Annotated in this window: 14 protein-coding genes and 1 tRNA gene; 10 read left to right on the top strand and 5 right to left on the bottom strand. The window is 52.0% G+C overall.

The genetic code is table 11. The features are described 5' to 3' along the window. The first annotated feature begins 8 nt into the window (after window positions 1–8). Both PLA01S_RS08095 and PLA01S_RS08090 read left to right on the top strand, forming a co-directional pair. Window positions 9–1,316 (top strand): metallophosphoesterase family protein, encoded by a 1,308-nt coding sequence (locus PLA01S_RS08095; protein ID WP_127591474.1) that lies wholly within the window; start codon window positions 9–11, stop codon window positions 1,314–1,316. Continuing rightward, entirely contained in the window at window positions 1,313–4,525 is a 3,213-nt protein-coding gene (locus PLA01S_RS08090) for an AAA family ATPase (RefSeq protein WP_127591472.1), read from the top strand. The genes PLA01S_RS08095 and PLA01S_RS08090 overlap by 4 nt, the downstream gene beginning before the upstream one ends. Window positions 4,526–4,575: 50 nt before the next feature. Here the strand turns inward: PLA01S_RS08090 and PLA01S_RS08085 are convergent, their stop codons facing one another. Continuing rightward, window positions 4,576–5,622, bottom strand: coding sequence for a YkvI family membrane protein (locus PLA01S_RS08085; RefSeq protein ID WP_127591470.1), 1,047 nt, complete (start codon window positions 5,620–5,622; stop codon window positions 4,576–4,578). Window positions 5,623–5,873: 251 nt separating this feature from the next. Between PLA01S_RS08085 and PLA01S_RS08080 the strand changes: the two genes are divergently transcribed. From PLA01S_RS08080 to PLA01S_RS08065, 4 genes are all read left to right on the top strand, one after another. Next, entirely contained in the window at window positions 5,874–6,443 is a 570-nt protein-coding gene (locus PLA01S_RS08080; RefSeq protein ID WP_127591468.1) for a xanthine phosphoribosyltransferase, read from the top strand. Between the two features lie 217 nt (window positions 6,444–6,660). Beyond that, entirely contained in the window at window positions 6,661–6,990 is a 330-nt protein-coding gene (locus tag PLA01S_RS08075; protein WP_071221736.1) for a hypothetical protein, read from the top strand. 119 nt (window positions 6,991–7,109) lie between these two features. Beyond that, window positions 7,110–7,328, top strand: a complete 219-nt coding sequence (locus PLA01S_RS08070) for a hypothetical protein (protein ID WP_076325776.1) — start codon at window positions 7,110–7,112, stop codon at window positions 7,326–7,328. Between the two features lie 70 nt (window positions 7,329–7,398). After that, window positions 7,399–7,728 carry a carboxymuconolactone decarboxylase family protein gene (locus PLA01S_RS08065; protein ID WP_127591466.1) on the top strand — a complete coding sequence of 110 codons (330 nt, stop codon included), beginning with the start codon at window positions 7,399–7,401 and terminating at the stop codon, window positions 7,726–7,728. An 80-nt stretch (window positions 7,729–7,808) separates the two neighbouring features. Here the strand turns inward: PLA01S_RS08065 and PLA01S_RS08060 are convergent, their stop codons facing one another. Continuing rightward, window positions 7,809–8,228, bottom strand: a complete 420-nt coding sequence (locus PLA01S_RS08060; RefSeq protein ID WP_127591464.1) for a YhjD family protein — start codon at window positions 8,226–8,228, stop codon at window positions 7,809–7,811. A 181-nt stretch (window positions 8,229–8,409) separates the two neighbouring features. Between PLA01S_RS08060 and PLA01S_RS08055 the strand changes: the two genes are divergently transcribed. From PLA01S_RS08055 to PLA01S_RS08050, 3 genes are all read left to right on the top strand, one after another. Then, window positions 8,410–8,493 (top strand) — tRNA-Leu (locus PLA01S_RS08055). 77 nt (window positions 8,494–8,570) lie between these two features. Beyond that, entirely contained in the window at window positions 8,571–8,714 is a 144-nt protein-coding gene (locus tag PLA01S_RS31900) for a hypothetical protein (RefSeq protein ID WP_164817346.1), read from the top strand. 218 nt (window positions 8,715–8,932) lie between these two features. After that, a complete protein-coding gene (locus PLA01S_RS08050) occupies window positions 8,933–9,820 on the top strand; it encodes a divergent polysaccharide deacetylase family protein (RefSeq protein WP_127591462.1) in 888 nt (295 codons plus the stop codon). Window positions 9,821–10,001: 181 nt separating this feature from the next. Here PLA01S_RS08050 and PLA01S_RS08045 read toward each other — a convergent pair whose 3' ends face one another. Next, window positions 10,002–12,242 carry a methyl-accepting chemotaxis protein gene (locus tag PLA01S_RS08045; protein ID WP_127591460.1) on the bottom strand — a complete coding sequence of 747 codons (2,241 nt, stop codon included), beginning with the start codon at window positions 12,240–12,242 and terminating at the stop codon, window positions 10,002–10,004. A gap of 202 nt (window positions 12,243–12,444) precedes the next feature. After that, window positions 12,445–13,248 (bottom strand): N-acetylmuramoyl-L-alanine amidase, encoded by an 804-nt coding sequence (locus PLA01S_RS08040; protein ID WP_246059395.1) that lies wholly within the window; start codon window positions 13,246–13,248, stop codon window positions 12,445–12,447. Between the two features lie 151 nt (window positions 13,249–13,399). Between PLA01S_RS08040 and PLA01S_RS08035 the strand changes: the two genes are divergently transcribed. After that, window positions 13,400–13,591: a YqzE family protein gene (locus PLA01S_RS08035; RefSeq protein ID WP_100539482.1), complete on the top strand. Its 192-nt coding sequence runs from the start codon at window positions 13,400–13,402 to the stop codon at window positions 13,589–13,591. Window positions 13,592–13,845: 254 nt separating this feature from the next. On the opposite strand, the gene PLA01S_RS08030 is transcribed toward PLA01S_RS08035, so the two are convergent. Further along, window positions 13,846–14,913: a hypothetical protein gene (locus PLA01S_RS08030; RefSeq protein ID WP_246059394.1), complete on the bottom strand. Its 1,068-nt coding sequence runs from the start codon at window positions 14,911–14,913 to the stop codon at window positions 13,846–13,848. Between the last annotated feature and the right edge of the window lies 1 nt (window position 14,914).

Here is a 14,914-nt window from a genome sequence, read left to right as displayed (position 1 = left end):
GATCGGTTATGAGTTCTTTTCGATTTATGCATGCTGCAGATTTACATCTGGACAGTCCGTTTATCGGCATAAGCGGACTCGATGACAAGCTGCGGTCGTTCGTACAGGAATCTACCTTCAGGGCGCTGGAGCGCCTCGTTAAACTCGCCATCGACGAGCAGGTTGATTTTATCGTCATCAGCGGGGACATCTACGACAGCTCCAACATTTCGCTGCGCGCGCAGCTTCGCTTCCTGGATTCCCTTAACCGTCTGGGAATGGAAGGGATTGCGGTATATGTGATCCATGGCAATCATGATCCGCTGGACAGCACCAAGCTGTCCATGACGCTCCCCTCCCATGTCCATGTGTTTGGGGCCGAACCTGCAAGCGTAACGGCTGTTCGCCGATCGGATCGTCAAGAAGTGGCGGTCATCGCCGGCATGTCGTACCCGACCTCGAAGGTCACGGATAATATTGCGATACGCTATCCTGCCCCGTCATCCGGGCTCTACCATATCGGACTTCTGCATGCGAATGTGGATGGGGATCCCCAGCACGAAACCTATGCACCCTGTACAAAAAGGGAGCTGATCCAGGCCGGATTTCATTATTGGGCGCTCGGACATATTCACTCCCGTCGAACCTTGCAGGAATCTCCTTATATTGTGTATCCGGGCAATATCCAGGGACGTCATGTTCGGGAGACGGGGCCCAAGGGATGTTATATCGTCGATGTGGATGGGGACTTCAACACAAAGCTGAGCTTCCATGAGCTCGATTCCATGCGCTGGAACATCATTGAAGCGCCACTTGATTCCTGTCAGGATGTCGATGAATGGAGACGCTCGCTGGAATCCATTCTGAACGAAATAGCCACAGCGTACGCGGATGGACTGAGCATGATCCGTGTTCGGATTACCGGACGAGGTCCGGTTCATCGTCAGCTTGAAGGCGGATATGTGCTCGATGAGCTGCTGACCGATCTGCGGAGAAGAGAGGCCGCGAAGGGGCAGACATGCGGCTATCGGGGATGCGTCTGGATCGAGAGCTTCTCCCTTCATTCCGGGGACGCGATCGACAGGCAGAGGCTGCTTGCGGAAGACAGCTTTGCAGGGGACTTGCTTCGTCTTGTTCGAGGAGAACAGGGACGGGTTCAAGATCCTGACGGGGTTGTTGCCAAGAGCCTGGCGCCTCTGCTCGAGCACGCGGAAATCCGTTCTTTGCTGGACGAGATCAGTCCCGAGGAAATGCTGGATTGGGTAAGTAGAGCAGAGGAACTGACCTTAGGGTTATTGCTCCGCGACCGTTCGCAAGGGGAAGGTGCCAGCATATGAGACTAGAGCGGATGAACATTCAAGGCTTCGGAGCTGTCCGGGACAAGAGCCTTGCGATCGATGCTCCTGTAACCGTGCTGTATGGGCCGAATGAAGCGGGAAAGAGCAGCGTCCTGTATTTTATCAGAGCCATGCTGTACGGATTTCCGGGCAAGGGCTCGCCGGCAGAACGCGGCGAACCTTCGGGGGAAGGCGTTCACGGCGGCGAGCTGCGTTTTCTGGATAAGGAGGGAGTGCCTTGGGTGATCCGGCGCTACAGCCGTTCCAGAGAAGGACATTCAGCCACCGGCAGAGGCGAGCGTGTACATATTCATAAACTAGCGGATAACGGGATCGTGATCGAGCTTGGACAACAGGAGCTGGAGCAATATGCCTTGGGCGGCGTGTCCAGGGATATGTTTCGTCAGCTGTTTGCCATCTCGTTAAGCGAGCTGCAGGAAATCCGCAGTCTGCAATCTGCCGAGATGAGCGGTTACCTGTTCCATGCCGGAATCGGCGGCGGGGGCAATATACTGGAGGCCGAACGCAAGTTGTCCCAGGAGATGGACAAGCTGTATAAGCCGCGCGGAAAGGTTCAGCATACCGCTAAGCTGCTGCAGTCCATCGAGCATTTAAGAACCCAGGTTTCGGAGAGCCGGACTTTCGTTCCCCGCTATAACGAGACCGTTACAGCCATTCTGGAAATACAGGAACGGTTGAGCCTGCTGGAGCAGGATCGTACCAGGGACGCCGATGATTTGTCGCTGCTTCGAAAAGCGCAGGACATTCGTCCGGCTTGGCTGGAATGGCGTGAGGCCAGGTTGGAATTGAAGGAACTGATGGACAGTGACAACTTTCCTCCGGATGGAATCACCCGCTACGAAAAGATGCAGGAGGAGGAGCGCCTTCTCCTCGCCCAGTCGATTCGCGCCGAGCGGGCGATCGAGGATGCGGAGCATAAGCTGAGCGCTCTCCCCTTGAATGATTTCATGGAACAGTATGGCGAACGGATTGAAGAGCTGTGGGCGAAACGAAGTCTGCACGAAGCCGGAAACCGGGAGCTTGCCGAGCTTACGGCCGAATATAAATCTCAAGAGATTCGGCTGGAACAGCTGCTTCGGGAAATTGATCCGGCATGGACCCGGCAAAATCTGCTGGCTCTGCCTTTATCCGCTTCGGAGCGCGAGGAGGTACGGCGAATCAGTACGGCCTTTGCCGGGTATGATCGCCGGATGGAGGCGCTGTTCATTGAACAGCGCGGGGCCCAGCGTTCTGCAGCGGCAGCCGAATCGGCGCTGCGAGAAGCCAGGCGGCAGCTGCGCGAGGAGATGGACCGGGGACAAGAGGCTTTTGCCATGATTAAGCCGGCAGCGCCCCAGGAGACCGCCGCACTGTGGAATCAGCTGCAGCTGGAGATCGAGCGTTGGCGCGAACGGCGATTGACCCGGACTCAGCCTGAGCCTGCTTCCACGCGCCAGTCGGCGAGGGACAGATTCCCTCAGATGTACGCGGGTCTGTTGGTGGGAATGGCTGTTATGACATTCCTGCTGGTAGCCGTATTGTTATGGACGGCAACCACGGAAGCCGCCGTGGTCTCAGGTATCGTGATGCTGATTGGTATGGGTTATGTTTTCTGGAGCGGTCAACGCAGCCGGGAGGTTTATGGTGCGGCTTCGAATGAGACCCATGTTCAAGACGGGCAGGGAACGGAACATGTAGATCATCTCTATTCCAGGCTCGTCTCTGCTCCTTACGCGGCAGCCGCAGCAAGCACGATTCCGGGCAGTCGAAGGGACAAAAACGCAGCTCTCGCTCGCGACCCCTTCATGGTGGAGGCGCAGATGCGCGAGCTTCGATCCGTGATGGAGGGCTGGCAAGCATGGAGGCAGCGGCTTGATCGATTGACGTCCGATTGTGCGGCGGCTGAGGAGAAGGCTGCGCTGCAAGCGGCTGAATTACAAACGGTTCAGAGCGCCATTGATCAGGAAGAGAAGCGATATTTGGAGCTGGAACGGCAGTGGGAGAATTGGCTTATGTCCCGATCACTCCCGCAGAGTCTGTCGCCTGACGTGATGCTGGACGTATTCGTCAAAGTGGAGCAGGGGCAGGAGCTGATCCGGCAGCAGAAATCGCTTGGAGTGAAAATGGACGTGTTGTTAAAAGAGGCGGAGGATTACATCATCCAATGCAATGAGATCTTTGCGGCGGATCCCGAAGGAGACGCTAACGGCAGCCGAATCCCAGCCGTCGCTGAGCTCGGCAACGTCCATTCCAGATGGAAGACCTATCAAGAGGACTCAAGACAGAGGAAGGCTCTTGCAGAACGAATACAAGAGCTGCGCAAAGAGGGGGCTGCGATTGCAGAGGAGCGGGAAGGGCTGCAACTGCGCAAAGCGGCTCTGATTGCATCGTCCCAATCGGCAGACGAAGAAACCTTTCTTCGTATGGGAGCTGCTGCGAAGCGCCGTGAGGAACTTGTTCGCACGATCCGCCATCACGAAATTACCATGTTCAGCGGATGGGATGATGCGGGTCGCCGGCAGCTTGAACAGCTGCTGGAGCTGACGGATGCTGCGGAACTTGAAGCACAATGCATCAAGAAGGAGGAAGCCGTATCCGTCGCGTTCCGCCTGCGGGACGAGCTCCAGGAACGGCGGGGGCGGCTGCTTCAGGAGAGAGAGTCACTGGAAGCAGCGGGAAACCAGGATTCCGCCCTGCAGCAGCTGGAGGAGCAGCGATCGGCCCTGCGGGAAATAGTCTCGCAATATGCGGTACGATCGATGGCCTCCGAATTTATCAAACGTACGCGCCGCATGTACGAGGAAGAGAAACAGCCGCAGGTGCTGCAGCTGGCATCCCGGTACTTCTCCATACTGTCCGGCGGCATGTACAGCCGGATTGTCATGCGGATGGGGGATCAGAGCCTGCTGGCAGAACGCCCGACTGGTGAATGGGTGGAGAGCAGCAGGCTAAGCCGCGGCACGGCGGAGCAGTTATATTTGGCGATGCGGCTCGGTTTGATCCAATCGATGCCGCATGCGGCGGGGTTGCCGTTATTGCTTGATGATCTGTTTGTTAATTTTGACGGAGAACGGCTCGGACATGCGCTCGAGCTTCTCTCAGAATTGTCGCAAGACCGGCAAATCGTGATGATGACGTGTCATCGACATGTTGCGGAGCAGACCATGGAACGCATACCCAATGCACAATTCATCACGATGCAGCCATAAGAAGGGGGGCTTCCCAAGGGGCAGATTTACCATCCTTTGGGAAAGCCCCTTTATTTCCCCCTGATTTCGGGGATTCCGAACAAAGTCAGTCGGAGCACCCAGAGCAGACACAAACCCCCGAACATCGGGTAGAGGAGAGAGAGCAAGGAACTGAATCCGAACTGGCTGAAAAAATAACAGAACACCATGATACCAAGGGTAATCACTCTGGGCGAGAGCGAGGTTCGCTGCTGAACCTGCAGGGTAATGCCGTAGATATTCGCCACGAAGGTGCTGAAAATTTCAAGGAAAATCAGAATGAGATAGATGATCTGCACCAGCCAGCCCAGTTGGTTGGCGATGCTGCCCATCGGGATTTCGAATTGGGCAATGCCGGGCATATGGGCGGACATCGCAAAATGTGCTGCCATCAGCATAAAGCCTACACCCGTACCTCCAATGATGCCTCCCCAGGTTACGGTGCGGGCGCTTTCGGTCTGGCTCCCGAGCGGGACCAGCACTGGCATCGCCATTACCAGGTTAAAGGCGGTGTAGAGCAGGGGCGCAAGCCAAACCGAAGGCAGGCTGTGGTCCGTAGTCAAGGTTAAGAATCGGGTGGCACCCGGCGCTTGAATCGTCTGAGAAATAATCGCAAGCGATAAGGTTAGCATCATGGGCACAACGAGACTGTTCATCGTCATGATGGACTGGATGCCTTTTCTGAGAATGAAATAGGTTCCGATCATCGTGACAAACAACCCGGTCTGGTAATTCAAATTTAGATGCTCCACAAAAACAGAGCCCGCGCCGGCAAGCATGATGCTGTTGACTCCAAGCAAAATAATAAACATAAAGAGGCTGATCCAGACGCCGGCTTTCTCTCCAAACAGGAATTTGTTCAAGTCCTCAAAGGATTTGGCCCCGATCCGCCTGGATATCGTCATGATTTTCGTTCCGAGCCAAATGAATAGTCCTGTCGTAAGCAGAATGGTAAGGGTAGCCCAGTGACCATATTGGGTAAAGAATTGAAGGATTTCCCGTCCGGTAGCAAAGCCAGCGCCAACGATGGTTCCGATATATGTAAAGGCGATCTGTAAAACACGAATAGAATTACGCAAGCCCCGCATCCCCCTTGAAAGTTAATCGTTCTGCATAGTACAAGGTATGCTTGGCTCAGCTGGGACATGACTCCTACCTGTCCAGGTCCTTGGCTGGAGGCATGACCCATGATTAGTGCCAGGCAGCGGAGATCAATGTCAGGAATGATGACGGAAACCGTACAGTTAAATGACGGAGTATCCGTTTGTACTTGCCGTACAGGGAGGAATATGTTACTTTTACGACAAAGGAATCGTGGGAGGTCTTTGGGATGGATTGGTTGAAGGAGCGGATCATCAAAGAAGGTGTCGTGTTGTCGGATCAGGTGCTGAAGCTGGATGCCCTGCTGACGCATCAAGTAGACCCGGCTTTAATTATGGATATGGGCCGGGAATTTGCGGCGAGATTTAAAGAGAGCGGCGTGACCAAGGTCGTGACGCTGGAATCCTCCGGCATTTCTGTTGCATTTGCCGCGGCGCTTGAATTGGGAGTCCCCATGGTATTCGCCCGGCGCAAAAAAACGCTGCTCGCCGATCCAGACGCCTTATGTGAGCGGGTTCCGTCTTTCACCAAGGGCATTGTCACGGACATTATGGTATCGCGCCAGTTTATCGGTGAAGGGGATAAATTGCTCTTCATTGATGACATTATCGCGAACGGAGACGCTGCAAGAGGCCTGATCAAGATCATTGAACGGGCAGGGGCGGAATTAATCGGGCTTGGCGTTGTGATTGAAAAGAGTTTCCAGGCCGGAGCGAGAACGCTGCGCGAACAGAATGTTCATGTGGAGTCGCTTGTCACCATATCGTCGCTTGAGGACGGCAAGATTACGTTCAGCTAGGATCAGGATTATATCAAACGCTTATGGCATGTCAGGAATAGAGCTGAAAGGTAGGCCTTAAGTCATGAACGTTTATACCCTGGCCTTTGGCGTGCGTAATCATGGAAATTCGTAGTCGAATTTAAATGCATTTCAGCCTAAAATCACAACAAAATCTTTTCGCCTCCGTGATTTTCGCTTATAATAAAGAGGTAGGCAAGAGAGAGGAGGCAGCACCATGGGGAAACAACCTGTAACCGAGCCGTTTTTGATTGAGAAGCTGAATGAAGCAAAGGTACATTTTGAACGTGCTTTGGATTGTAAACATACGGAGTTTGATGATCTATATCCCTATATGATTGAACATCCTCAGTTTTTCTGGTACAAACGCTATGTTGCCTGGTCAGAACTGCTGACGATTGCCGGATTGTGTGAGGAAGTTTCCTTCGAGTGGAAGGAACAGTTTACGCCTCAGCAGGTAGAATATATCGAAAAGCGCGTCATGTCTTCAACCGTTCTGGATTTTTGGTACGAGAAGAATGACAGTATCGAGCCGGCACAGCGTTAATGGGTATATAGAACATCTCTTAGTCGGGATGTTTGTCGATATCGCAACGCATTCAAAAGACCTAAATGATCTCATTTAGGTCTTTTTTTGCACAGTAAGTTTATGAAGGAGGTATGGTGATGATTAGCGATGAAAGACTTGATGAGCTAAGGCTCTCCGGCGAATTGGTCCGGGTTGTGCGGGATGGCTTGGAGACCAATGATATTATAGGCTTTGTCGTAGCCTGGGACCCGGAGCAGGTCATTATACGCCGCAGAAACCGGCGGGTTGTTAAACTGGATCGCCGCTACAGCTACCAGCTTAAAAAAGATCCAAGAGTAAGCCCAATCGAAGAGTAGGCATAGATCTCGCACTCGTCGGACAACTTAACCTCGCATCAAATTTTTTGTGGAAGAGGTGCTTTAGGTTATGGAAATGTCCAATGACAAGGTCTCGGCTTATAAGAATGAAATTCTGAATTTGAAGCAGAGCATGCCGGATATAGCAGAGGCGTATCATCAGTTCACCGGCGTTTGCTTTCAGGATGGCGAGCTGGATGAGCGAACGAAGCAGCTGATCGCACTCGGGATCGGACTGTTTGCCAATAATGAGCTGTGTACCTTCTATCATATGGAGGAAGCCCGTGCGAAGGGAGCCTCGGATGCGCAGATTATGGAGGCTGTAGCCGTGGCGTCTGCCGCCAGTGCGGGACATGCTCTCTCGCAGGGACTGACCCGCGTGCAGCATAATCTCCATTGATTCGCGATCACCAATAACCGTCTCACCGGAGCAATCTTGTTCAGGGGGAGACGGTTATTCTCTGTTTAAGGGGCAGCGATTTAGCGGGCGGAAACAGCGGCAGGAGGATGGGCTTGCTCAGAGGACTCGGTCTCGGGCGAGACCAGTCCAAGATAGGCTCGCATGCGGTCCATCATCTCCTCACGGAAGGATGGCCATAGAATGTTCATCGAACCAATGTAACCCCGACATGCATATCGCGCCTGGATTCCTTCCTGGTTTTGACCAATATCATACACTTTGATCGCCCGCTTGGTAAATTCTTGCTTCACCTCACGAAGAAGCACAGCAGCCCGTTTGGCTCCGTTCCCCACAACCTCTACATACAATTGAGGGCTCTTGAAGACACCGCTCTCCTGAATGATTCGGCAATCCCTTTCAAACACCTTATGGATGAACATCAGCAGCAGGTAACTTTTGATTAATGCTCGTTCCTCCGTCGTAACAGCCGGTATGGCCATCAACATCACCGCCTTTATATAGAAAATGGTTATTGAATGAGAACTTATGTTCTTATTTTAACCGAAAAACAGGTTTTTAATCAAGTTCAAAAAAAATGTTGACTCGATTCCCGTGGCGTGATATTATATATCTTGTCGCCGCTGATAAGAGCTTGTCTCCTATAAGCGATGAACATGATACGCGGTCGTGGCGGAATTGGCAGACGCGCACGGTTCAGGTCCGTGTGGGCTAACCCCCGTGGAGGTTCGAGTCCTCTCGACCGCATCCTTATGAAGAAGTTCGTAAACTTGCTTTTTAGCAGTTTACGAGCTTTTTTTGTGTTTAGATTTGGATGGGGCGGGATGAAAGACTTTAACCAAATTAAAATGATGCGCGTGCGGGGTACGGCTGCGAATAAGAAAGCCAACGATCTGACGGTGGCCGGCAATCTTCTGCAATCCGTCGGAAATGCGCTGCAGGTCTTTGCGGGAGCGGGGGATTCCTGAATGACGATGCTTTTTACTTTTTGAAGGAAAGCTGAACCGAATCAATAAGGAATATGAAACAAGACGTTTTCCCGCGACGGGAAGTGTCTTGTTTTTATTTTTTAGTAAAAAGATTTTGTGTCTATGCTGAATCACCTTGCTTACATATTTACATACCTTTTCTCAAACAATACGGTTAGGTGTGGTTAGCATGAACATGAATGGAAAGGGGAGTAACCATGCGGAACGTATATAAAAAATCGGCTATCTTACTGTGTATGATATGGATGCTCGTGAACGCAGGTCAGATCGGATATGGGGCGGGGGTGACGAGGATCCCAGCGGCAGATCCTCATAATCAAGAAACAAAAGAAATGCACAAAGAATCCGGGAGCAGCAGGCATGGTCGGGAAGCGAAAGTTAAAAAGTTAGCCGTCATCATCGATGATTTTGGCAATGATCAGAAAGGGACTCAGGAAATGCTCAATCTGCCTGTCAAGATCACGGTGGCCGTGATGCCTTTTTTGTCGACAAGCGTGAAGGACGCCGAAGCCGCGCATCGTCAAGGCCATGACGTCATTATCCATATGCCCATGGAGCCAAAGCAAGGACGATCTTCCTGGCTTGGACCGGGTGCCATTCTGAGTTCGCTCACCGATGAGGAGATTCGTAAACGCATGGAAGAGGCAATCGATTCGGTCCCTTACGCCGTAGGGATTAATAATCATATGGGCTCCAAGGTTACCGGGGATGAGCGGGTCATGTCCATTGTACTCGAAGTATGCAGGGAGAGAGGGTTGTTCTTTATCGACAGTAAGACGAACTACCACAGCGTGGTTGGCAAACTGGCAGCGGAGAAGGGGATGCCGTCCATCGCCAACGACATATTCCTGGATGATGTTCATACCGTTCAGCACGTGAGCAAGCAGTTGGAGACTGCGGCACAGCATGCGGAAGAGAGAACATCCTGCATTGCCATTGGCCATGTCGGCAAATATGGGACCCGAACGGCAGAAGCGCTCAAAGGTATCATTCCGAAACTGCAGACAAAGGTGGAGTTTGTCGGTATCAGCGATCTGGTCAGAGAGCATTCAAGCTGGAGGCCTGATCCGCTTCGCGCGCATTAGCGCAATAGCATAACCGATGGCGATTTATTGGCATCTTGTGAGTAACTGGACGGTAAAAGGTTATCCGACAATGGACAGCCCGCTCCCTGCATGGCCATAAAAAACAATAGCCTTCCATACAAGGCCCCGGTGATTCGGATCCCTGTATGGAAGGCTGTACTTATGTTGAGGTGCATTCAATTTATCGGATACGGGAATCGGTGAGCTTGAATTGTCCAACCAGCTGCTGCATGGATTTTGCAATAACTTCAACGTTGCCGGAAGTGTGCCTTACGCTTTCGATTTCCTGTGTAAGCTCCTGTACCTTGCTCTCCACATCCTTGGAAATCTTTCGGTTCTCCTTGCTGACGGATGCAATTTTCTCCATGAGCTGAACCACTTTATCAACAGCCTGATGCTTTCGCAGATCATCCTCGGCAGCGGCGGTGAGCAGCTCGGAGGCGGCGGAAACCAGCAGGTTCCCTTCTTGCACGACCTTGGTTCCTTCCTTCATCGATAGCACGGCTTGCTGGGCGTCTTTATAGATATGGCTGATAATTTGCTGGACCTCTTCCGTGGACTGTCTGGTCAGTTCGGACAGCTTCCGGATTTCGCTAGCAACCACGGCAAATCCTTGTCCGTGTTCTCCGACCCGCGCTGCCTCAATCGAAGCATTCAGGGCCAGCAAATGGGTTTGGGAGGATATTTGCTCGATGGCATGCAGTACGCCCGTGACCTCCTGAACGGTTCCCATGAATGTACGGATCGTCTGGTTCGTTTCCTCGACTTTCGAGGAGATATGAGACATCTTGTCTCCGATACGGACCACTTCATTCTTGGCTACATCAATCTGTTCATTCGCTTGCCGTTCCAGCTGGCGTAGGGTCTCCCGCATCTGTTCCGCGCTTTCCTTCACGGCATCGATATCCTGCAGCTGATTGCGCATGCTGCGAATCATCTCGCTAATGTTGCCGCTGACACGCTGTGCGGAAGTAACGGTGACGGCCGTTGTGTCATTCATGACCTGTTGGCTGGCGGAAACATCGCCTGCCGTCAATTTCACCTGCATCATGATGCTTTCCAGGGAGTCGATCATATTATTGATCCATTTGGCTAATTCGCGTGTTTCGTCCTGATCGAATCGGTGAATATCCAGCCGCTGCGTCAAATCGCCGCTGCCTTCGGCATTCATGCGGATGAACCGGCTGAGGCTGCGAAGACGATCCGCGAAGCGCCCGATTTCTTTACGGCCGACCAGGGAAGAGGTAAGAAGGCCAGTGACCAAGCAGGCGAATCCTCCTACAATTGCGGCGAATGCGGGTGACCAATAAGCAGCAGTAACATAAACAATGAGAGCGATCAGAATACTGGACAAAAGGGTGGATCCGCCATGGAGCTTAGCGTGTCTAAAGCGAATGCCGCGAATGCGGTAAACCTCATCCAAATCTCCTTCGCACATCATTCCCCAAACATCCGGACAATGGGGCAAGCGGAACGTGACGCCTTTGCCGATCACGGAAATGTGGCGGTAATCGGAATATCCCGGAAAGACCACGAACAGATTGCTTCCGTTCATAATGGTATTGGCTACTCCCGGGTGCAGCTGACCCGTCGCCGGATCGGTGAAGATAAGCTCAAGCTCGGTATGCTCTTTAACGGAAACGGTTCCCCAATCGGTGGTAACACCGTCCTTCAGGTTCTCGCCATGAGTAAAGGTTCGATCTTCAAACCTGCTTCTGGAAAGAGCGGTTCCGGGAGCGATGTAATGATTCATTTCGGGCTTTGCCATGAAAATGTAGTTGTCGCCGGAATCAGGGTAAACGTGGCCGGATTCCCGCTGGATTAAATCTCCGATCACGTCATTCGGCACACGGCCGCACAGGATGCCGGCAAACGTGCCGTTCGTGTAGATGGCATTCATGAACAGGAGTGTCATTTTGTCGTGAAAGGTAGAGGATCGCGGGCCAATGGTTAACGTGATGGGGTCGGCATATGGCCCAAAGAGCAATTTGCAGGTGTCTGAACTGGTAAGATAGGTGATCGCTTGGCCCAGAGGGCTGCTGTTGCTATAGCTGGCTCCAATGTGTGAAGCATATGTAGAGTACGTGACTTCACCAGAGGGGTTCAACAAGAATAATTCCGTAAAGTCGGTAGCGCGCGAATACAAAGCAGAGAAGAGCTGTTCCTGATTCAACCGGGTGTCTGAAGACAAAGGGCGAGGATGTTCGCTGCCGACTTGCGAATCATGGGGGTTATCCTTGTTCAGCTGCTCCTTCAGTCGGTCCAGATGTCCCCAATACTCATAACTCCAAGTGAACAGCAGTTCTTTACGCGTTTCGGCAATACCTTCGAATATGTCTTCAACATCGTTCTTCAAATTACGATTCAGACGCCATGAAATCCAGAGCGGAAGTCCCTGGCGATAGCCAAGCCAGTCCAACATCGCGATCTCCCCCAATTCCTATTTGAGTAATCTATCTTTATATATGTTAGTTATACTATCATAATATCCTGAAATTTCTATCATAATTTCAAAAAAAATGATACCTTTTTCATATTGATGTTAATTAAAGTTACATAATATAAGGCTAATAGACCTAATTATTGGAGTAGGCAGGTCTATATAGCAAAAAAACAGCCCCAAACTACAGGGCCGTTAAATAACTGATAATCCCGTCGGCAATGGCCTCGGCGATCTGCATTTGACCGTTGCGGCCGGTTAATAATGCCCGGTCCTCCATATTGCTGAGAAAGCCGGTTTCGACAATGACGGCGGGTACTTTGGTTTGATTCAGCAGATAATATGGTTTACCAACCATGATGTGATTGTTGTTACGGTAAACCAGATTCAACTGCTCTTGAATGGTGTCCGCAAGCAGGGTGCTGCGCCCCTCGGATTGATGCAGAACGATGCCTCCGCGCTTGGACGAGTTCTTTCCCCAATTCACATGAATGCTGACCACCAGCTTGGTCGGGATTTCACTGCTGAGCTGCTTGCGCTGCGACAGATCGCGGCGATGTCTCGAGGAGCTTCGATGCCAACGGTTGTCGTCGCTAAGCGCGTAATCGGCATCGCGGTTCAGGATGGCATGATAACCTTCCTTGCGAAGCAGCATGAACAGTCTGCGTGAAATGGCCAGGTTGATATCTTTTTCGAGAATGTCCCCATACGACGTTCCTCCATCGATTCCGCCATGACCCACATCGATCATAATGACGTCATGGGCAAAAGGGTGCAGCTGCCTTAGTTCTGACTGATCGATCTCCTGCCCTGAAGAGTGGGTGGATTCCGGCGTTTCGGTCAGAAGCCTTGTTGTCGATATTGGGATGGGCTGAACGGCATGCGCGGGGCGCGTCATGGCTTGCTCCTTCACTGGATAGGCTTCCATAACAGAACTCGGGAGTGCCAGTGTAAAGAGAAGCATCCATACCATGGCTGTCTTAATCATGTTGGCTCCCTTCTTTCACGTAAAAATTTCGGCTTTTTTAGAATGTGCATTTGGCGGAAAAATCATGCTGTTCAAGTGCGTGCGTCTAGAATCGATCGAAATGGAGCAAACTGATACTGGGATGTGGAAAAACCATAAGGAGTTGATTCGTATGGCTAGCGGCGATGAATTGATCAAGTACATTACCGAGCGCGTGGTTCATTATATAGATACGCCTAAGGACGTTCGGCGCCAGGCGAAGGTGAAGGAATCCTGGACCACAAGGTGGTTTGGCATGATTCCGCTCTCCATGTCGCTATGGAAAGAGGATGTAACCACCAAACGCAAAAAAAAGACAAAGTAGCAGCGGCTGCATGTTATTATGAATCCGCATTTTGTACATCGTGCGAGTTGCTTCATGTGCGCACGATCTCAGGTTTGGGGCGACCATGCTTCTGGAAGGCTGTCGTCCTATGTGAGTGCACATTTTATAAAACGCCGTGAAATCATAAAGGACGCTGCCCTGAGAAAGGGCCGCGTCCTTTTGTCATTTATAGCATATTTTGCAGGAATGAGGGCTGATGTATGGGATGGCGTATGATATTCGTAAATCGCTTGTTAGCTGCCGAAGCCGTATTCTTCCGGCTGAGCATAAAATTGTCCCTGCCCGATTAACCGGGATGCCGGCAGGAAACGGAGGGTGTCCGTATTCCGCAAGGGAACCGAAACATATAGCGCAGCCGGGTTCTCCTGATTCCCCGATGACCAGCGATGCCAGCCGGTTAAGTTAAAAGGTGCGCCGTAAGCGGCATTGCCTTTTTTGGACTTGAATATCAGGGTGGAGTGCTCCTGCAGTAAATTCCGCAGATCGGCGCTGCTTCGGGCCGTTAGATTGCTTGAGGTCAGCCACAGCAGATTATCGTAAGGATCAAGGGAGTCCCCGGATGCGATGGAAGGCGTTCCGGCAAACCAACGATTTGACGTGGATGAAGCCACGAGTCCTTTGGCTGCGGCAGGCAGGGATACGGATACCGGCTTAGTTGTTTGTGTCTTCTGAGGCTCATCCGGGAGCGCTTCGCTGTTCAGTGCGCTAAAATAGACCGGCTTTTTGCCGGGGAGCTGGACCTGCCAGACAGGGGATACTTCATACAGCTTGCGCACGATGCTCCCTTGAGGCAATGATCCTCCGGCCTTCATAAGACCTTCTGCAGCGAGCCGCTCTTTCAGCGGCGCTTGGCTGTAGGGAAGGGTCGAGCCGATCCCGTATTCACTTAGGATATATCCACCATCTTCTCCTGCACTGATAATCATGTATCCTTGCGGCAGTCCTTGAGCGGAAATCGTGACCAGCCAGCCGTGCGTGCCCGGACCGAGCGGGGTGAATTCGAGTTTTGCTTCGTCCCAGGTCGTAAATGGCGCATGGGCCGATAATTGAGCGACGGTCTCCTCAGCAAAGTCCATCAAACTCCCGGGCACCTGAGCCACGGCTTTGTTCGGATTAACACCTGAAATGCCTAATATATGATGATCCGCTGTAAACGGAGTGCCTGTCAGACTAAGGCTATCCGCAGAATTGGAAACATCGGCTTGGCTTGCGGCAGCTATGCTTGCCTGCGGCTGGACCGTGCTGAACGACAGGATGGTCGTTACAATAACGGAGACTGACAACATTCGAAATCGGCTCAAC

This window comes from Paenibacillus lautus NBRC 15380, from assembly GCF_004000945.1.
Lineage (GTDB): Bacteria > Bacillota > Bacilli > Paenibacillales > Paenibacillaceae > Paenibacillus_AQ > Paenibacillus_AQ lautus.
The sequence above is the reverse complement of the archived record's forward strand: the minus strand, read 5'-3'. Positions and strand labels throughout refer to the sequence as shown.